17 protein-coding genes are annotated in these 17,982 nt (G+C 71.0%); 7 read left to right on the plus strand and 10 right to left on the minus strand.

Going from position 1 to position 17,982, the window contains the following annotated elements; genetic code table 11:
* Nucleotides 1-485: 485 nt before the first annotated feature.
* The 3 genes from ACFOGJ_RS00530 to ACFOGJ_RS00540 all read left to right on the plus strand — a co-directional run bounded on the left by ACFOGJ_RS00530 (nt 486) and on the right by ACFOGJ_RS00540 (nt 2,295).
* A complete protein-coding gene (locus ACFOGJ_RS00530; protein ID WP_379897427.1) occupies nt 486-959 on the plus strand; it encodes a PadR family transcriptional regulator in 474 nt (157 codons plus the stop codon).
* A complete protein-coding gene (locus ACFOGJ_RS00535; protein ID WP_379897428.1) occupies nt 956-1,765 on the plus strand; it encodes a siderophore-interacting protein in 810 nt (269 codons plus the stop codon). The genes ACFOGJ_RS00530 and ACFOGJ_RS00535 overlap by 4 nt, the downstream gene beginning before the upstream one ends.
* A gap of 80 nt (nt 1,766-1,845) precedes the next feature.
* Nucleotides 1,846-2,295 (plus strand): hypothetical protein, encoded by a 450-nt coding sequence (locus tag ACFOGJ_RS00540; RefSeq protein WP_379897429.1) that lies wholly within the window; start codon nt 1,846-1,848, stop codon nt 2,293-2,295.
* Between the two features lie 18 nt (nt 2,296-2,313).
* Here ACFOGJ_RS00540 and ACFOGJ_RS00545 read toward each other — a convergent pair whose 3' ends face one another.
* Both ACFOGJ_RS00545 and ACFOGJ_RS00550 read right to left on the minus strand, forming a co-directional pair.
* Nucleotides 2,314-3,672 carry a GAF domain-containing protein gene (locus ACFOGJ_RS00545; RefSeq protein ID WP_379897430.1) on the minus strand — a complete coding sequence of 453 codons (1,359 nt, stop codon included), beginning with the start codon at nt 3,670-3,672 and terminating at the stop codon, nt 2,314-2,316.
* Complete coding sequence (locus tag ACFOGJ_RS00550; protein ID WP_379897431.1) at nt 3,669-4,136, minus strand: hypothetical protein; 468 nt, start codon at nt 4,134-4,136, stop codon at nt 3,669-3,671. Before ACFOGJ_RS00550 ends, ACFOGJ_RS00545 begins: the two co-directional genes overlap by 4 nt.
* Nucleotides 4,137-4,262: 126 nt before the next feature.
* On the opposite strand from ACFOGJ_RS00550, the gene ACFOGJ_RS00555 reads away from it, so the two are divergent.
* The gene (locus ACFOGJ_RS00555; RefSeq protein WP_379897432.1) at nt 4,263-5,831 is read left to right on the plus strand and encodes a flavin-containing monooxygenase; all 1,569 of its coding nucleotides are present in this window, start codon (nt 4,263-4,265) and stop codon (nt 5,829-5,831) included.
* A 9-nt stretch (nt 5,832-5,840) separates the two neighbouring features.
* Here ACFOGJ_RS00555 and ACFOGJ_RS00560 read toward each other — a convergent pair whose 3' ends face one another.
* Together ACFOGJ_RS00560 and ggt are read right to left on the minus strand one after the other, a co-directional pair.
* Nucleotides 5,841-6,323: a TspO/MBR family protein gene (locus tag ACFOGJ_RS00560; RefSeq protein ID WP_379897433.1), complete on the minus strand. Its 483-nt coding sequence runs from the start codon at nt 6,321-6,323 to the stop codon at nt 5,841-5,843.
* A gap of 10 nt (nt 6,324-6,333) precedes the next feature.
* Nucleotides 6,334-7,944 carry a gamma-glutamyltransferase gene (gene ggt, locus ACFOGJ_RS00565; protein WP_379897434.1) on the minus strand — a complete coding sequence of 537 codons (1,611 nt, stop codon included), beginning with the start codon at nt 7,942-7,944 and terminating at the stop codon, nt 6,334-6,336.
* Between the two features lie 104 nt (nt 7,945-8,048).
* On the opposite strand from ggt, the gene ACFOGJ_RS00570 reads away from it, so the two are divergent.
* Nucleotides 8,049-9,230: an alpha/beta hydrolase gene (locus ACFOGJ_RS00570; protein ID WP_379897435.1), complete on the plus strand. Its 1,182-nt coding sequence runs from the start codon at nt 8,049-8,051 to the stop codon at nt 9,228-9,230.
* Nucleotides 9,231-9,445: 215 nt separating this feature from the next.
* Here ACFOGJ_RS00570 and ACFOGJ_RS00575 read toward each other — a convergent pair whose 3' ends face one another.
* From ACFOGJ_RS00575 to ACFOGJ_RS00585, 3 genes are read right to left on the minus strand one after another with little or no spacing between them, the layout of a single operon-like run.
* Nucleotides 9,446-11,065, minus strand: a complete 1,620-nt coding sequence (locus ACFOGJ_RS00575) for a GMC oxidoreductase (RefSeq protein WP_379897436.1) — start codon at nt 11,063-11,065, stop codon at nt 9,446-9,448.
* Nucleotides 11,058-11,339: a hypothetical protein gene (locus tag ACFOGJ_RS00580; RefSeq protein ID WP_379897437.1), complete on the minus strand. Its 282-nt coding sequence runs from the start codon at nt 11,337-11,339 to the stop codon at nt 11,058-11,060. Before ACFOGJ_RS00580 ends, ACFOGJ_RS00575 begins: the two co-directional genes overlap by 8 nt.
* Before the next feature lie 10 nt (nt 11,340-11,349).
* Nucleotides 11,350-13,026 (minus strand): sugar porter family MFS transporter, encoded by a 1,677-nt coding sequence (locus ACFOGJ_RS00585; RefSeq protein ID WP_379897523.1) that lies wholly within the window; start codon nt 13,024-13,026, stop codon nt 11,350-11,352.
* Between ACFOGJ_RS00585 and ACFOGJ_RS00590 the strand changes: the two genes are divergently transcribed.
* Both ACFOGJ_RS00590 and ACFOGJ_RS00595 read left to right on the plus strand, forming a co-directional pair.
* A complete protein-coding gene (locus ACFOGJ_RS00590; RefSeq protein WP_379897438.1) occupies nt 12,989-14,308 on the plus strand; it encodes a DegT/DnrJ/EryC1/StrS family aminotransferase in 1,320 nt (439 codons plus the stop codon). The genes ACFOGJ_RS00585 and ACFOGJ_RS00590 overlap by 38 nt on opposite strands.
* 46 nt (nt 14,309-14,354) lie before the next feature.
* Entirely contained in the window at nt 14,355-15,710 is a 1,356-nt protein-coding gene (locus ACFOGJ_RS00595) for a sugar porter family MFS transporter (protein WP_379897439.1), read from the plus strand.
* A gap of 52 nt (nt 15,711-15,762) precedes the next feature.
* Here the strand turns inward: ACFOGJ_RS00595 and ACFOGJ_RS00600 are convergent, their stop codons facing one another.
* Genes ACFOGJ_RS00600 through ACFOGJ_RS00610 form a run of 3 tightly spaced genes read right to left on the minus strand, consistent with a single transcriptional unit; the run spans nt 15,763 to nt 17,885 of the window.
* Nucleotides 15,763-16,281 (minus strand): MarR family winged helix-turn-helix transcriptional regulator, encoded by a 519-nt coding sequence (locus tag ACFOGJ_RS00600; RefSeq protein ID WP_379897440.1) that lies wholly within the window; start codon nt 16,279-16,281, stop codon nt 15,763-15,765.
* Nucleotides 16,274-17,542, minus strand: a complete 1,269-nt coding sequence (locus ACFOGJ_RS00605; protein WP_379897441.1) for an NAD(P)/FAD-dependent oxidoreductase — start codon at nt 17,540-17,542, stop codon at nt 16,274-16,276. Before ACFOGJ_RS00605 ends, ACFOGJ_RS00600 begins: the two co-directional genes overlap by 8 nt.
* 19 nt (nt 17,543-17,561) lie before the next feature.
* Nucleotides 17,562-17,885 (minus strand): 2Fe-2S iron-sulfur cluster-binding protein, encoded by a 324-nt coding sequence (locus ACFOGJ_RS00610; RefSeq protein ID WP_379897443.1) that lies wholly within the window; start codon nt 17,883-17,885, stop codon nt 17,562-17,564.
* Between the last annotated feature and the right edge of the window lie 97 nt (nt 17,886-17,982).

Genomic DNA, 17,982 nt, shown 5'->3' on the forward strand with positions numbered 1-17,982 from the left:
AGCGCGGCGCGCGATCGACCTTCCGCCGGACAGTGCCGGTGCCCGGGTGATCCTGGGTCAGGCCCTGATCGCCCAGGACCGGCCGGAGGCGGCGATCCCGGCGCTGGAGGAGGGGATGGTGGTGATGCTTCCCGCCGCCAGCTTCCAGCGCACGATCCCGTTCCGCGCGGCCGGCGAACGGGGATCTCCTTCAACTGCAGCCCTACTAGGCTTTCCGGCTTGCCCGCACGCGGGCTTGAACTTCGCATTCTTAAAACGATATATCGTTCGATATAATCAAAAGAGGAAACGATATGGATCCCTTTGCGGTCTGCGACGACCTGATCTCCTGTGCCGGGAACGGCCACGGGCGGGGGCGTGGCGATGGGCATGGAAGAGGCGGCAGCCGGCGACATGACCACGGTCAGGGACATGGCCGGGGCCGGGGACATGGCGGAGGGCGGGGTTCGGCGCATGGCGGCGGCTTCGGCCGCCGCGGCGGCCGGGTGTTCGGCCCGGGCGACCTGCGGCTGGTGCTGCTGGCGCTGGTCGCGGAGCAGCCCCGCCATGGCTACGAACTGATCAAGGCGATCGAGGAGAAGTTCGGCGGCACCTATGCGCCGAGCCCCGGCTCGGTCTATCCGACCCTGACCCTGCTGGAGGAACTGGGCCAGGTGGCCGCCGCCACGACGGAAGGCGCCAAGCGGCTGTTCGAGATCACGGAGGAGGGGCGCGCCTTCCTGGCGGAGAACAAGGCCGCGGTCGACGGTGTGATGGAGCGGATGGCGATGGCCGCCCGCGCGATGACCGGCGAGGCGCCGCCCGAGGTGATCTTCGAGGCGATGCACACGCTGAAGGCGGCCCTGCGCTTCCACCGCGCCGGCTGGGACGATGCCGAGACCGAGCGGGTGCGGGCGATCCTGGTACGCGCAGCCAGGGAAATCGGGGCCGGAGAGACCGGCGAGGGAGACGGCGAATGACCGCCTTCGAACGGCTGGCGCGCCGGGTGCGCCACGACCTGAAGCCGCGCCTGCTGACCGTGCGCCAGACCGGCCAGCTGACCGCCACCCTGCACCGGGTGGTGCTGGAGGGCGCGGACCTGGAAGGCTTTGTCAGCCTGGGCTTCGACGATCATGTGAAGCTGGTCCTTCCGGCGCCGGGCGCGGCACGGCCGGTCCTGCCGCGGCCGGGCGAGGGCCTGCCGGCAATCGCCGGGCAGGCGCTGCGCGACTATACCCCGCGCCGCCACGATGCGGCCGCCGGCACCCTGGCGATCGACTTCGTCATGCACGGCGACGGGCCGGCGGCCAGCTGGGCCGCCGCGGCCCGCCCTGGCGACGCGCTCGGCGTGCTGGGGCCGCGCGGCTCCTTCGTGGTGCCGGCGGAACTGGACTGGCACCTGCTGGCCGGGGATGAGGCGGCGCTGCCGGCCATCGCCCGCCGGCTGGAGGAACTGCCTGCCGGCACCCGCGCCTTCGTCGCGGTGGAGGTCGCGGAACTGGCGGCCGAGCTGCCGCTGCCCAGCCGGGCCCAGGTGGAACTGCGCTGGCTGCACCGGCACGGCAGAGCACCCGGCGATGCGGCTGCCCAGCTGGCGGCGGTCGCCGGCTTCGACCTGCCGCCGGGCGCGGGCTATGCCTGGGCGGCAGCGGAGGCAGGTGTCGCCCGTGCCCTTCGCCACCATCTGGTGGCGGTACGCGGGCTGCCGCCGGCGCAGGTCAAGGCGGCCGCCTACTGGACCCGCGACAGGGCCGGCTCGGGCGGGGTGGTGGAGGCGGCGGCGTAGGTCCTGCCTGCGCCCCGCCGGCGGTCCTGGCCTGCCTGTTGCATCGCTCCGCGTCCGAACAACCGAACGGAGGAGCAGGCATGCGATCCATTCTCGTGGCGGGACTGCTGTTTCTTTCAGGGACGGCATCGGCACTTGCCGGCCAGGACTGGACCATCTCCGCGCCTGGCCAGACAATCTGGCAGGTCGAGGCACAGGGCGGCTGCACCGTCGCGAGCCAGTCGGGCGACGGTCTCAGCGGCAGCTGCGACGCGACCGGCGGCGGCGCGGATGCCCAGGTCCGCTTCGCGCTGTCGCAGAACCTGGGGGCGCCCGGTGTGGTCACCAACCCCTGCACGATCCTGCTGCAGGCCGATGCCGGCGGCGCCCTCGGCCTCTCCACCCCTTCGGCGGGCAGCGAGATGTACTGCTATACCCTGGACATTTCCGGCGGCGGCAGCGGCCAGGGCTACAGCTGGACCCTGACCCATCCGGGCTGCCTGGACGTAAACTGCAACCAGACCAAGAGCGATGGAGGCTGGGGAGACTGAGCCCGCCATCGCCTTCGGCTACGGCTGTTCGATGACGGGCCGGCCGCGCAGATCGAGGCGCAGGCGGCCGCGGCCGATGCGATGCAGGGTCACCGGCAGGCGCTTCTCGTCGAGACGGCGGCGGAGCAGCAACAGGCGGGTTTCCAGATTGTCCTTCAGCGGCGGCAGCTTGAGGGCCTCGACCAGGCGGAGTTCGCGATTGCTGAACTCGGTCCGCCCCTCCCGCAGGTGGAGTTCCAGCATGCAGACCAGCAGTCGGCCCGGCAGCCCTTTGATGACATAGCCATTGTCGATGAAGACGCTGTCGTCGTAGCGGTGATGCACGATGCGGATCTCGGTATCCGGCGCGCCCGGCCGGTTCCGGCTTGCCGCATCTGCCGGACCCGGGGCGGGTGCCGGCTCCCGGGGCGGGGCTTCCAGTGCGGCCAGTGCGTTGGCCGTTTGCCCGGCGACAATCCGGAACAGCGCCTCGTCCGCCGCGTCGAACGCCATCCTGCGGTCGCTCTCCGCATAGAGCACGCCGTGCAGTCGGCCCTGCGCCAGCAGCGGCATGGCGATCTGGCTGAGGCTGCCGGGCAGGCCGGGCAGAGGGATCTGCCGGACATCGTCCCCGGCCGGACCGCTGGCGCGCACTGCCGCGGTCATGCGGCGCACCCGGCTCATGTCGGTGATCCGCACCGGGCGGCGATCCGCCGCGGCCACGCCGATCGTGCCACTGCCAGGGGCGACTTCGGAGCCGATGCCTGCCGCCGGAAAGCCGTGGCTGGCGACGGTGGCCAGCACCCCGCGATGCTCGTCATGGGCCAGCACCAGGATGCCGGTGCGCGGGAAACGGGCCGACAGCCCGTCCAGCAGGGCGTCGAGCAGATCCTCGACCTCCTCCGCGGCGGCGATGGCGCCGGCCAGGGCGGCGACCGCCTCCAGACTGGCGGGTGGCGGCGCGGCGATCGCCTCTTCCGGCGGCGGTGCCGGGACCCGGTCGATCCGCTCCACCCGGTAGATGTCGACGCCGCGCAGGCGCATCACCTTCGCCATGCCGGTCTGGGTGATGCCGGCGCGCAACTGGGCGTCAACCCGCTCGAACAGGCTTCCGTCGCTCTCCGTCCGCAGCCAGACGGCCCGCAGCCGGTACTGCTGGCCGGTGCGGCCGTCCACCAGCAGCAGCGCCGCCCGCGGGTTCTGCCGGAGGTTCGCTGCCGTCTTGCCGAAGAACTGGTTCGACAGAGCGACATGCTCGTCGCCGACCCGAACAACCTGGGAGAGGTAGGAGAGGTTCGGCCGGCCGTCCGCATCGGCGGTGGCGACCAGGGCGGGGACCACCCCCTCGAAGCAGTCGGCGAGGTCGGCAAGGCGCAGGCCGTTGACATTTGCGCTCATCGCGTGGCGTCCAGTGGCCGGCCGGCCTGCGCCCCGGGGGTCTGTACGAAGACCCGGGCGGGTGTCAGGCGCAGTACCGCGGGGTCGCGGCAGACCAGCCAGGGGGCGATCACCGCCTGCGGCAGGCCGAGGCCCTGTAGTTCGGCATCGATCGCGGCCATGTACCGTTCGGCATGCGCCAGGTCCGCCGCGTCGGCGGGCCGCAGCGCCGCCGATCCCTTGACCTGGTAGGCGACATAGTCGCTGGGCCGAGCGAAAGTCGCTGCCGCCTGGCCGGTGCGGCGCAGATTGTCCAGGGTGGCCGGCCATTGCCAGCCGGACAGGACGATCTCGACGATGCCGTCCGCGGCGATCCGTGCGCCAAGCCCGCGGCCGATCTCGGGCCGCAGCTCCGCATCGCAGGTGCCGATCACGATCATCACCGGACTGGCCACGAAGGCCGCCCGTTCCGCGTCCAGCTGCATTTTCCAAGTACCCGGCGACCGTTTAGGCATCTTTTAGGATCCGCCGACGCGCTTAGGAAGGGTTTAGGATGCGCCGGCGTCCGCGCGGCCTTAGTCGAAGGCGATCACGGACAGGGAGCCTTCGCCATGAGACAGGATGACCAGGACCAGGCTGCGCCGCGCGCCATGCCGGACGATGCGGTGGCGATCGTCGGGGCGGGGCCGGGCGGCCTCGCCGCTGCCCGCTGGCTGCTGGCGCATGGCATGGAGCCGGTGCTGTTCGAGGCCGCCGACGCGCCGGGCGGGCAGTGGAATCCGGCGGCGCCGGGCAGCGGCACCTGGCCGGGCATGTGCACCAATACCAGCCGCGTGATGACCGCCTTCTCCGACCTCGATCATCCGGACGGCACCGCCACCTGCCCGAGCCGCGAGGAAATGCAGGCCTACCTGCAGCATTATGCCGGCCTGCATGGCATTGCGGCGCGGGTCCGGTGCCGCACCCGGGTCGCCGGTCTGGAGCCGGCCACCGGCGGCGGCTGGCTGCTGCGCACCGAGGGCCCGGACGGCCCGCAGGCATGGCGCTTTGCCCGGGTGATCGTCGCCAGCGGTCGCCACGCGGTGCCGGAGATCCCGGCGATTCCCGGGCTGGACGGCTTCACCGGCCGCCACGGCGCCATCCATGCCGCCGCCTATGACGGGCCGGAGCGCTATCGCGGTGCCACCATCGTCACCGCCGGCTGCTCGATCAGCGCACTGGAGATCGCTTCCGACCTGGCGCTGAACCGGGTGCGGGTGGTCGCCAGCTATCGCCGCCAGCGCTACGTCCTGCCGAAGCTGAATGCCGGGCTGCCGACCGACCATGTCCTGTTCAACCGCGCCGCCGCGCTGGCCGCGGAGCGGCTGCCGCCGGCCGCCCTGGAAGGCGGGCTGAAGACGGCGGTGCTGCGCGCCGGCGGCGACCCGGCGCCCTACGGCGCGCCGGCGGCCGACCCCAGCATCTTCGCCGCCGGCATCGCCCAGGCGCAGCATTTTCTGCCCTGCGTGGCGGAGGGCCGCATCGCGGTGAAGCCCTGGATCGCCGCGGTGGAAGGGTCGGAGATCCGTTTCACCGACGGCAGCACGGTGACCGCGGACGGCCTGCTGTTCGGCACCGGCTATCGCCTCGACCTGCCATGGCTTGCGCCGCGGGTCCGCGACCGGCTGGCCCCGGACGGCTGGCACCTGGATCTCTGCGACTTCACCTTCCATCCCGACCTGCCGGTGCTCGCTTTCCTGGGGCTCTACGAGATGGCCGGCCCCTATTTGCCGGTGCTGGAACTGCAGGCGCGGTGGATCGCCTATGCCTTTGCCGGCCTGCGCCCGGCGCCGACCGAGGCGGGCTTGCGCGACGGCGTCGCCCGCGCCCGGGCCGCGCGGAGCGGTCCGCCGGTCCTGCCGATGCACGACATGGCACTGCTGTTCGCCCGCCGTGCCGGGGTGGAGCCGGAGCTGGACCGCTGGCCGGCACTGGAGCGCGCGCTGTTGTTCGGGCCGCTGTCTCCCGCCTCGTTCCGGCTGCAGGGGCCGGACAGTCTGGCAGAGGCGCCGGACCGCGCCCGCGCGGCGGCAGCGGCCTTCGGCGGCGAGGCGGAGAACCGCTTCACGCCGGAGGAGGAGGGGTTGCGAGGCCTGCTGCACGGCAACCCGGCGGCAGAGGCGCGCGGCAGCGCCGCCTGACATGGCGCCTCAGTTCAGTGCCAGGATCGCCGCGTTCAGGGCCGTGGCATAGGCCGTCCAGGCGGCATAGGGCAGGAACAGCAGCGCCGCCACCCGGTCCGCCCGCCAGGCTGTGGCGATGAAGGCCAGGATGCAGGCCAGCAGGGCCGCGACGATGGCCAGCGCCAGGCCGACCTGGTGGGCCGCGAAGAAGGCCGGCGACCAGAGGAAGTTCAGCGCCAGCTGCACCGCCCACAGCCCGGCCGGCAGGCTCAGGTGCTGTCGCCCGGCGTCTGCGTCTGCATCGGCTGGCCCGGGCCGGCGCCGCCAGATCCGCCAGCCCGCCACCGCGATCAGGATGTAGAGCAGGGTCCAGGCCGGGGCGAAGACCCAGTCCGGCGGGGTGAAGGCGGGCTTCGCCAGGGTCGCGTACCAGTCGCCCGGCGCGGTGACATAGCCGATCACCAGCCCGCCGCCGACCACCAGCAGAAGGAAGCTGGCGAGCGCTGCCATGGTGCCGCACCTATACCGTCAGCGCCACGCCGTCATGACCGGGGTCGGCGCCGCCGTCGCATTTCCCGTCCACGATGCGGATGCCGTGCACCGCGGCGATGCCGTAGGTGAAGGGGGAACGGATCACCTCGTAGCCCTGTGCCTCCAGTTCCTCGGTCACGTAGCGGGGAATCCGGTTGGTGACGTCGATGGCGTCGGAGGTGGCGGAGAAGCGGGGCGCGGAAACCGCCTCCGTCATCGTCATGCCATGGTCCAGCACGTTCAGCACGACCGTGGTGACCCCCATGGCGATCTGCGTGCCGCCCGGCGCACCCAGCACGACATGCGGGTCCTCGCCGTCGAACACGATGGTCGGGCAGAGCGAGGAGAAGCGCGACTTGCCCGGCTGGACGGAGCCGGCGCGGCCCGGCCGCGGGTCGAACACCCCCATGCAGCCGTTGTACATGAAGCCCAGCCCGTCGGTGATCACGCCGGACGGCATGCCCAGCGAATGGGTCATCGTCACGCAGGTGCCATGCTCGTCCACCACCGCGACATGGGTGGTGTTCGGGCTCTCCGCCCGATCGCCGGCATAGCGGGTGACATGGCGCTTCTGCCCGGCCCTGATCTGGTCGGCGCAGGCCTTACCGTGCGCCTTGCCGGTCAGCCGTTCGATCGGGACATCGACGAAGGCCGGGTCGCCGACATGATCGTCCTTGTCGGCGGTGGCATGCTTCATCGCCTCCGCCACCACCCGAAGATATTCGGCGCTGTTATGGCCGATCGCGGCAAGGTCGAAATTTTCCAGGATCGCCAGCATCTCCGCCAGCTGCACGCCGCCGCCGGGCGGCTGGTTGGTGGCATAGGACCAGCGGCGATAGCTGCCGCGCAGCGGCGCGCTCCAGGTGGTGCGGTACTCGGCCAGGTCGCGCTCGCTCAGCAGGCCGCCATTGGCGGCGAAATCCTCGGCAATGCGGGCGGCGATCTCGCCGGTATAGAAATCGGCCGCACCGTGCTTCGCGATGCGCCGCAGGGTCGCCGCCAGGTCGGGATTGTCGAGCCGGTCGCCGACCTGCTTCACATTGCCGTCGCTGCGGAAATAGACCGCGCGCCCGGTCTTGGTCAGCGCCAGCCGCTCATGGCCCTGGGCCCGCCCCATCAGGTCCGGCGTGGTCCAGAAGAAATGCATGTGCGGGCGAACGGTGACGCCGCGCTCGCACTCCGCGATCGCCGGCGCGACGATGTCCGCCCAGTCCCAGCTGCCCCAGTTCTCGATCGCCTGCGCATAGGCCATCAGGCTGCCTGGCGTGGTGACCGACTGGTAGCCGATATCGTTGACCTTGCCCTTCAGCAGGAAGCCGAAGCCGTCGCGGGTCTCCCCCTCCAGCAGGTGGGTCCACATCTCCGGCGTGGCGGCGAGCGGCGTCTTGCCGTGGAAGTCGATGCACTGGTGCACGCCGCGGGACGGCATGTAGACCTGCAGGTTGCCGAAGCCGGCCACCCCGGTCATCTGCGGGTCGACCACCCCCTGCACCAGGGCGCAGGCGATCGCGGCATCCACCGCATTGCCGCCCCGCATCAGCACCCGCGCGCCGGCCTCGGCCGCTTCCGGCTGTGCGGCGGAGATGGTCCCGTGTGTCATCGCGTATCCCCCTCTGCGCTGTCGCAGCTGTTATGGTTGGCCCGAACTTTAGGGCGAGCAGGGGCCGCGACGGAAGCGGCGCGCAGCAGGCAAGGGGGAATGATATGACGCAAGCGCCGGCGCCGGATGCGGCGGGCTATGGGGGCGCAAGCCTGCCCGCAGGGGTGACGGCGCGCTTCGTCGAGGGGGTGAACGGGCTGCGCATGCATGTCCTGGAGGCGGGCGGCGGCGCCGGCCGGCCGCTGCTCCTGCTGCTGCACGGCTTTCCGGAACTCGCCTGGTCCTGGCGCAAGGTGATGCCGGCGCTGGCGGAGGGCGGCTTCCATGTCGTCGCGCCCGACCAGCGCGGCTATGGCCTGACCACCGGCTGGGCCGACGGCTACGACACCGACCTGCGCCCCTTCGGCATGCTGGGCCTGGTGCGCGATGCGGTGGGGCTGGTGGCGGCGCTGGGGCATGACCGTGCGGCCGCAGTGATCGGCCACGACTTCGGTTCGCCGGTGGCGGCCTGGGCGGCGCTGCTTCGGCCCGACATCTTCCGCGCCGCGGCACTGATGAGCGCGCCGTTCGGCGGCCCGCCCGACCTGCCGGAGGCCGGCCGTGGGGCCGGTGCCGCCGTCGGCGCCCCGCCGTCGGGCGGTGGCCTGGCGGAGGCGCTGGCCGACCTGCCGCAGCCCCGCAAGCATTACCAGCATTACTATGCCACCCGCGATGCCGATGCCGACATGCGGAACGCGCCGCAGGGCCTGCACGCCTTCCTGCGCGCCTATTATCACGTGAAAAGCGCCGACTGGCCGGGCAACCAGCCCCATGCCCTGGCCGACTGGTCGGCGGTAGAGCTGGCGCAGCTGCCGACCTACTACGTGATGGATCTGGCCCGCACGATGGCGGAGACGGTGGCGCCGCAGATGCCGTCGCCCGCCCAGGTTGCGGCCTGCACCTGGCTGACCGAGGCCGACCTGGCGGTCTATGCCGAGTGCTTCGCGGCCACCGGCTTCCAGGGCGGGCTGAACTGGTACCGCGCCGCACAGGCGCCGGCGATCGTGACAGAGCAGCAGCTGTTCGCCGGCCGCGGCATCGAGGTGCCGGCCTGCTACATCGCCGGCGCCGCCGACTGGGGCATCTACCAGTCGCCAGGGGCGCTGGAGCGGATGGAGCAGGCGGGCTGCCGCCGCTTCCTGGGTCGCCACCTGGTGCCCAATGCCGGCCACTGGGTGCAGCAGGAGCAGCCGGATGCGACGGCCCGGCTGCTGCTGGCCTTCCTGGCGGAGGCGGGGACGGCCTGACGTCGACCCACAGGTTCCCTCGCCCTCGGGCCTGACCCTACGGCATTCACACATCTCGCAAGCGGGCCCAAATCAGCCCCGCGGTGCTACCTTTTTGCCGTCATCCTCGGCCCCCGAGCCGAGGATCGTGGCAAGACGGCGAAGCTGCGCGGCGTCCCTGTCACGTCACGATCCTCGGGTCAGGCCCGAGGACGACGGCCGGGGTGGAGGGGTTCCTACGCCGCCCTGTCCCGCTCGACCAGATGCCGGCCCAGGCGGTGGGCCAGGGTCATGATGGTCAGGGTCAGGTGCTTGTCGGGCAGGGTCGGGATCACGCCGCCGTCGCAGAGATAGAGGTTCGGATGGTCGTGGGCGCGCAGGTTCGCGTCCACCACCCCGTCCTGCGGCAGCGCCGACATGCGGCTGGTGCCGGCATAGTGGATGCCGGTGCCCGGCCGGTCGCGGCCGCCATAGATCAGGGTGCCGGAGCAGCGGCGCAGCGCCTGGCGGACGAAGACCTCCATCTTGTCGAGCTGCGCCAGGGTGCGCTCCGAATAGCGGTAGGCGATATCGACCTGGGCTACGCCGAACCGGTCGCGGTCGGCCGACGGGGTCAGCCGGTTTTCCGGGTCCGGATCGCCTGGCGCGAACACCGCCAGGGTCAGGTAGGCGTTGAACAGCTTGCGTGCCAGCCAGGGGCGCATCGCCGCCGGTGCCGTCTGCAGCCCCTCCAGGTAGTAGGGCGTGTCCAGCACGGTCTGGATCGCATGGCCGCAGAAGCTGAATTCCGAGCCGTCCGGCAATGTGTCCTTCGACAGCAGGATCAAGAGGTCGCCATAGCCGATATCGGGCGCGGCCGGCTTGCCCCACAGCTTCCACAGGGCGGTGGACAGCGCCACCTTGGCATTGTCCTGCAGGTAGCGGCCCAGCGCACCGGAGGAATTGGCCAGGCCGTTCGGCGCGGCATCGTCGCGGGAGTTGAACAGCAGGCGCGGCGTCTCGATCGCGCCGGCGGAGAGGATGAAGGTGCGGCCGCGGATCACGACCTCCTCGCCGCTTTCGGTGTCGCGGCAGACGAGGCTCTCGATCTCCGCCGATCCGTCGCGGCGCTGCAGCCGTACCGCCTTCAGCCCGGTGCGCAGGGCATAGTTCGGCAGATGCTCGATCTCCGGCAGCAGGCGGGTGGGGAACTTGTAGACCGCCCCGGTCATGCAGCCGGAGGTGCAGATGCCGGTGGAGATGCAGGCATTCGCCCGGCCGGCACGGGTCTCGATCGCCTTGCGGTTCGGGATCACCCAGGTGTCGGGCCTGCCCATGCGGTCGATGGCGTCGATCACCATCCGGTCCGCGGGGCGCAGCGGCTTCGGCGGGATGAAATGCCCGTCCGGCAGGCCGGGGATGCCTTCCGCCGTGCCGCAGACGGTGATCAGTTCCTCGGTCGCGCCATAGTCGTCGGCCAGGTCGTCATAGCCGATCGGCCAGCTGCCGAAGTCCTGCGGCGCAAAGCGCACCGAGACGCCGTTCCACAGGTTCTGCAGGCCGCCCACCGCCATCAGCTGGTAGGACAGGAAGGATCGTTCCGCGCTGCGGGAGCTCGACCGGTTTTCGCCATCCGCGAACAGCTCGTGCCGGAAGATCGCATCCCGGGAATCGCCGGGGAAAGTCATATGGGACCGGATGCCCCAGTCCTTGCGGGCGCCCGGCGGGTTGACCTCGGTGAAATAGTCCGCCGGCAGGCGGGGGCCCTGTTCCACCGACAGGACGTCCAGCCCGGCCTTGGCCAGCTGGTGGGCCAGGATGCCGCCGCCGGCGCCGGTGCCGACGATGACATAGTCGTAGATCCGGTCCTCAGCCACGTTTCGCACGCTCCACGAAATCGCTGGAGGCGAAATAGACCCACTCCAGCATATGCTCGATCAAGGCCTTCTGGCGCTTCAGCCGCCTGCCGTCGATGCGGCCCAGGCTGGCATAGTCGGGGTCGGCGATGATCTCGTCCATCGCGCCCCGCAGCTGGTCGTTGGCGATGGCGACCCGGGCCACCTCGTCGCCATGGGGGCGCAGTCCGCGGCGATAGGGGCTGCGCTCCAGCAGCGAAAGGACCAGTGCCCGGCGGGCGGTATCGTCGGCCATCGGGGGCCCCTCAGCTGTCGCCGATGCGGCGCAGCGGCCGCCCGGCATAGAGATGGCGTTCGATCGCCTCCAGGCTGATCCCCTTCGTCTCCGGCACCAGGGCCAGGGTGAACAGGAAGCCCAGGACGCAGATCGCGGCGAAGAAGAAGAAGGTGACGTCCAGCCCGACGCCGGCCAGGGCGATCGGGAACAGCAGCACCACGATATAGTTGAAGCCCCAGTTCGCGATCGAGGCCATGGCCATGCCGGGGCCGCGCACGTCCATCGGGTAGATCTCCGACATCATCACGTAGGGGATCGGGCCGAGCGCGATGGCGAAGGCGGCGATATAGATCACCACGCCGATGAAGCCGAGATATTCGGGGCTGTCCCAGGCGCCTTCGACTTCGACCCCCTGCGCGACCATCATCGCCGAGACGGCCAGCAGCACGAGGCCCAGGGCGGTGCCGGCGAAGCCGATCAACAGCAGCCGGCGGCGGCCGGCCCGGTCGATCAGCCACATCGCCACCAGGGTCATCACCACGTTGACGATGCCGACGCCGACGGTGGCCAGAAGCTGCGCGGTGGTGCCGGAGAAGCCGGTGCCGTCGAAGATCTTCGGCGCGTAGTAGATCACGGCGTTGATGCCGGAGAGCTGCTGCAGGAAGAACAGCCCCATCGCCACCACCACTGCCGGCCGCACGGCGGCGGCGAACAGCCGGCCCCAGGCATTGCTATGGCCCTGGTCGGCCTGCGCCGTGGCCAGGATCTGCTCCGCCTCCGCCGCCAGGTCAGCGGCGGGCACGTCCCTGCGCAGGCTGGCGAGGACGGCGCGCGCCTCCTCCGTCCGGCCCTTCAGCGCCAGCCAGCGCGGGCTTTCGGGCAGCCGCCAGGCGCCCAGCAGCAGGACGATCGCCGGCACCATCCCGGCCGCGAACATCCAGCGCCAGGCTTCCCACTCCGCCAGCGCCAGGTTGACCAGGTAGGCGGACAGGATGCCGACCGTCACCAGCAGCTGGTAGGCGGAGATCATCACCCCGCGCCGGTGGGTGGGCGCCGTCTCCGACAGATAGAGGGGGGCGACGATGGCGGCGATGCCGATCGCCAGGCCCAGCAGCAGGCGTGCCAGGACCAGCACCCAGATGCCCGGCGTGAGGGCGGAGACCAGCGCTCCGCCGACGAACAGCAAAGCCGCCAGCATCAGGATCCGCCGCCGGCCGAAACGCTCCGTCAGCCGGCCGGTGACGATGGCGCCGAACAGCGCGCCCAGCGGCACGGCGGAAGTCATCACCCCTTCCAGGGTGGCGCCATAGTCGAAATCCTTGCGCAGGAAGATCTCTGCGCCCGAGATCACGCCTTCGTCGAAGCCGAACAGGAATCCGGCGACGGCGGCGATCAGCGCCACGAATATCAGCATCCCGCTATTCCCCCTGCCTGTGGCATTTGCATGCCGCCCCGGCGGCTGCCCCGCCTTTTTTGCATGCCCGGCTGCGGCTCCGGATGCTCCGCACCATAGCCGCAAATGCGGCCCTTTTTTGCCGCGTTCATGCTGAAAGAGTGATGGATTACAGCGTTCGATGCTAGTTTTGCGCTGCGCGGCGAAGCGGGGCGCACCCGCACCGAAACCGCCCGATCCGTGATCGGGCCGACCAGAGACCGAGGTCCAGACCATGTCCGCCAAGCCCAGCACCAATGCCGATCTCGCCATCAACGGCGGCACGCCGGTCCGCACCGCGCCGCTGCCCTGGGAACTGCCGGGCGCGCACTGGATCGGCCAGGAGGAAGAGGAGCTGGTGACCAAAGTGGTGCGGGCGCAGAGCCCGTTCCGCTACTACGGCGCCGACCCGCAGCACATGGTCGACAGCCTCGAATCGGAATGGGCCGCGCGGCTGAAGCGGCGCCACGCGCTGGCGGTCAATTGCGGCACCCAGGCACTGCATATCTGCCTGGCGGCGATGGGCGTCGGCCCCGGCGACGAGGTGCTGGTGCCCGGCTATATGTGGGTCAGCTGCCTGTCCGCCGTCGTGCGGCTGGGCGGCATTCCCCGGCTGGTCGATATCGACGACACCTTCTGCATCTGCCCGAAGGACCTGCAGGCGAAGCTGAACGACCGGTCGAAGGCGATCCTCTACGTCAACATGTCGGGCGCGCCCGGCCGCATCGACCAGGTGCGCAAGATCGCCAATGCCCGCGGCGTCTACCTGCTGGAGGATTGCGCGCAGGCCGCCGGCGCCAGCCTGAACGGCACGCCCAGCGGCGGCTTCGGCGACATGGCGATCTTCAGCTTCCAGCAGAACAAGAACATGACCTCGGGCGAGGGCGGGCTGATCGTCTGCGACGACGAACATCTCTACAAGCGCGCCTTCGCCGTGCACGACCTGGGCTATGCGCGCACCGCCGCCGGCCGCCTGGACCCGACGGACGAGGCCTACCAGCTGTGGGGCGTCGGCGCCCGCATGTCGGAGCTGTCGGGCGCGATGGCGCTGGCGCAGCTGCGCAAGCTGGACCGCATCACCGGCGCCATGCGCACCGCCAAGTGGCAGATCCGGGACCGCCTCGCGGCGCTGCCCGGCATCGAGATGCGCACCATCCTCGACCCGGCCGGCGACAGCGGGCCGTTCCTCCTGATGCTGTTCCCCGACAGCGCCACCGCCGACAGGGTGGTCGCCGCGGTGCAGGCGGAAGGGGTGAAGGGGCCGGAGGGCAGCCTCGCCTGCGTGACCATGAAGCAGTGGGGCCTGCACTGGTACTTCAACGTGCCCAGCCTGGTGCACAAGCGCGCGATCTCCCCTGACGGCTTCCCCTGGAGCCATCCGGCCAATGCCTTCCACGAGGAGATCTCCTACGCCCGCGGCACCCTGCCGGTCTGCGACGATTATCACGACCGGGGCGCGCTGCTGGCCATCGCCTCCTGCCTGACCGACAAGGATGTCGACGATATCGCCACCGCCTTCGAGAAGGTCGCTGCCGTCCTGATGCCGGGGCGCTGAGCGGCGGTCCTGCACCGCCGGCACATCTGATCGCGAGCCGCCTGTCATGAGCCTGCTTTCCGGGCTGATCGCCCTTGTCGCCGCGCTGTCGGGCCTGGTCGTCGGCTATGCCACCGGCGTGATCGCCGGCGCGGAGGATCCGATCGCCACAGAGTTCGGGCTGCAGCAGGCGCCCTTCCTGCGCGGGCTGGTGGTCGGCTGCATCCTGATCGGCGGCTTCGTCGGCGCGATCGCCAGCGGCCCGCTGTCCAGCCGCATCGGGCAGAAGCCGACCCTGATCGCCACCGGCCTGCTGTTCCTGGCCTGCGGCCTGGGCATGGCGGTCTCCGACGCGGCCTGGCAGCTGATCCTGTGGCGCAGCGGCGCCGGCCTGGCGATCGGCGCGGCCACCATGGTGGCGCCGCTCTATGTGGGGGAGACGGCGCCGGCGAAGTGGCGGGGGGCGCTGATCACCGGCTTCCAGCTGGCCCTGACGATCGGCATCCTGCTGGGCTATCTGGCGAACATCGCCTTCGCCGACAGCGGCGACTGGCGCATGATGCTGGGCCTGACCGCGCTGCCCGGCGCGCTGCTGGCACTCGGCATGCTGCCGCTGCCGGAAAGCCCGCGCTGGCTGGTGCTGAAGGGGCGGGAGGTGCCGGCGCGCGCGGTCTTCCACCGTATCCACGGCAGCCACTGGGCGGACGAGGAGGTGGCGCAGATCCTGGCGACCCGCGGCAGCACCGCGCGCTGGGCGGAGCTGCTGGGCCCGCGGGTGCTGCCGGTGATGGTGATCGCCGCCGGGCTGTTCGCCTTCACCAACCTCTCCGGCATCGACGTAATCCTGTACTACTCCCCCACCATCTTCGAGACGGTGGGATTCAGCGGCACGATGGGGCCGATCCTGGCGACCGCCGGCATCGGCGCGGTCAATGTCGCGGCCACCGTGCTGGCGATGTGGCTGGTCGACCGGGCGGGGCGGCGGCCGCTGCTGCTGGGCGGGCTGGTGCCGATGACCCTGGCGATGGCGCTGATGGTGCCGGCCTTGGCCTCCGACGATCCGGTCTGGCACGGCGTGGCGGTGGCGGCGCTGGCGGTCTTCATCATCGCCTTCGCGATCAGCCTGGGGCCGCTGCCCTACGTGGTGATGGCGGAGGTCTTCCCGGCGCGGGTGCGCAGCCTGGGCATGGGGATCGCCGCGGCGATGGCTTGGGGGGTGAACGCGATCGTCTCCGTCGCCTTCCTGCCGCTGGCGGCGGCGATCGGCATGTCCGGCGTCTTCGCCCTGTTCGCCGCGATCTGCGCCATCGCCTTCGTCTTCGTCTGGGTCCTGGTGCCGGAGACCCGCGGCCGCAGCCTGGAGGAGATCGAGGCGAACCTGGCCGCCGGCAAGCCGGTGCGCCGGCTGGGAGATGTCGACTGAAGCGTTCCGCAGGGCCCAGCGCGGGACGGTCCGGCTCCGGGCCCCGCCGGCACTAGCCTGCCGCGTCGCCGTCCTCCACCAGCGGCAGGTTGGCCATCATCTGGCGGGCCACGGCCAGGAAGGCCTCCTTCTGCGCCGGGCTGACGCCGGCGAGGAGGCGCGCTTCGCGCTGCAGGGCGACGTCCAGGATCTCGTCGTACAGCGCCTCGCCGCGTTCGCTGAGGCGCCAGGTGCGGCGGCGGCCGTTGCTGCCCGCCTTCAGGTGGCCAAGGCTGTCGAGGCGGCGCAGGGCGCGGCTGACCAGCGCCTTGTCCATGCCCAGATATTCGCAGGCGCGGGCGGCCGGGATGTCGGGCTCCAGCGCCAGCATCGCAACCAGCCGCCATTCGGTGACGCCGATCCCGAAGCGGCGCAGGTAGAGCCGCGAGGCGCCGCGCGACAGGCGGTTGTTGATGATCGCGAAATAGGCCGGGACATAGCGGTCCATGTCCAGGATCCGCCGCCCGGCGAGCAGCGCCGTGGGTTCGTTGCCGCCGGCGGCGGCGCGCTGCAGGGGGCGGCGGTCAGCCACCGCCGGCCCGCCCGCGCATCGCCTGCAGCCAGGTCTTCAGGGAAAACCCCGCCGCCTCGACCTCCGCCGGCTGCGGCGACAGCCGCTCCGCCATCAGGCGGCGGCAGGCCATGTGGTCGCCCGGATTGCTGACCGTCTCCACCCCGGCCAGATGGCCGTCGCGGAAGCAGTAGACGGTCAGCCGGCCCTTCTCCTCGTCCAGGCGGGCGATCTGCCGGTCGCTGCCGGCGGTCAGGCCGGCGATCTGGATCTTCATGTCGAACTGGTCGCTCCAGAACCAGGGCACCTCGCTGTAGGGCGCGGGCTCCGCCAGGATGTTGCGGGCCACGCATTTTGCCTGGTCGACCGCGTTCTGCACCGATTCCAGGCGGATCCGGCCGGGCAGGGCGCCGCCGCCGAAGTCGGGCGCGGGAAAGGCGGCGCAGTCGCCGAGGGCGAAGATCGACGGATCCGCCGTCCGCAGGCAGGAATCCACGACGATGCCGTTGTCGGTCTCCAGGCCGGCGGCGGCGGCGAGCGCGTCGTTCGGCAGGATGCCGATGCCGACCAGCACCAGTTCCGCCGCGATCAGGCCGCCGGCCGCCGTCTCCACCCCGGCGATCCGGCCCTCGCCATCGGTGGCGATCCGCGCCACCCCTTCGCCCAGCCGCAGGCCGACGCCATGGCCGCGATGGACCCCTTCGACATGGGCCGACAAGGCGGGTGAGGCGGTGCGCGGCATCAGCCGGTCCATCGCCTCGACAACGGTGACATCCAGCCCGCGGCCACGGGCCGTTGCCGCGATCTCCAGGCCGATATAGCCGCCGCCGACGATGGCGATGCTGCCGGCACTGCCCAGCCGGTCGCGCACCGCCAGGGCATGGTCCAGGCTGCGCAGCTCCAGCAGGTCGGGATGGTCGCCGCCCGGCACCGGCAGGGCGCGGTTGCGCGCCCCGGTCGCCAGGACGAGGCGGTCGTAGTCGAGGCGGCCGCCGGAAGCGAGCTCCACGGCGCCGGCCTGGCGGTCGATCGACGCGACCCTCTCGCCGTCCAGCAGCTCGATCTTCTGCTTCTCGAAGAAGTCCCGGTTGCGCAGGGCCAGGCTCTCCGGGTCGCTGTCCGCCTTCAGGAAGGCCTTGGACAGCGGCGGCCGCTGATAGGGCAGCCCCTTCTCCTCGCCGACCAGGCGGATGCGCCCCTCATAGCCGAACTGCCGCAGGCTGGCCGCGGTCTGCAGACCGGCCTGGCCGGCGCCGACGATGACGATCTCGCTCAGCGCCACCGTCCGGCTCCCCCCGCGATCAGATCTGCTCCGGCGGCATATGCACCACGATGCCGTCGATCTCCGGCCCGGCCGTGATCTGGCAGGACAGGCGGCTGTTGTCCTTCCGCGCGCTCACCGTGCATTCCAGCATCTCCTCCTCAACGTCGCTGCGCGGCGGCAGCCGGTCGATCCAGTCCGGATCCACATAGACATGGCAGGTCGCGCACATGGCGGACCCGCCGCATTCGCCGACGATGCCGTCGATACCCTGCGTGATTGCCGTCTGCATGAGGCTGATGCCGGGCTGCGCATCGACCTCGTTCCGGGTGCCGTCATCGGCGACATAGACCACCTTCACCATCGTTTCCGCTGCTCCCCATCTCCTGCGATCCCAAGCCTTTTGCATCCGGGCCTTTTGGATCCGGGCCTTTTGGATCCGGCCCCTCGGTTGTGCTGTA

The organism is Marinibaculum pumilum, from assembly GCF_042646425.1.
Taxonomy (GTDB): Bacteria; Pseudomonadota; Alphaproteobacteria; order Ferrovibrionales; family Ferrovibrionaceae; genus Marinibaculum; species Marinibaculum pumilum.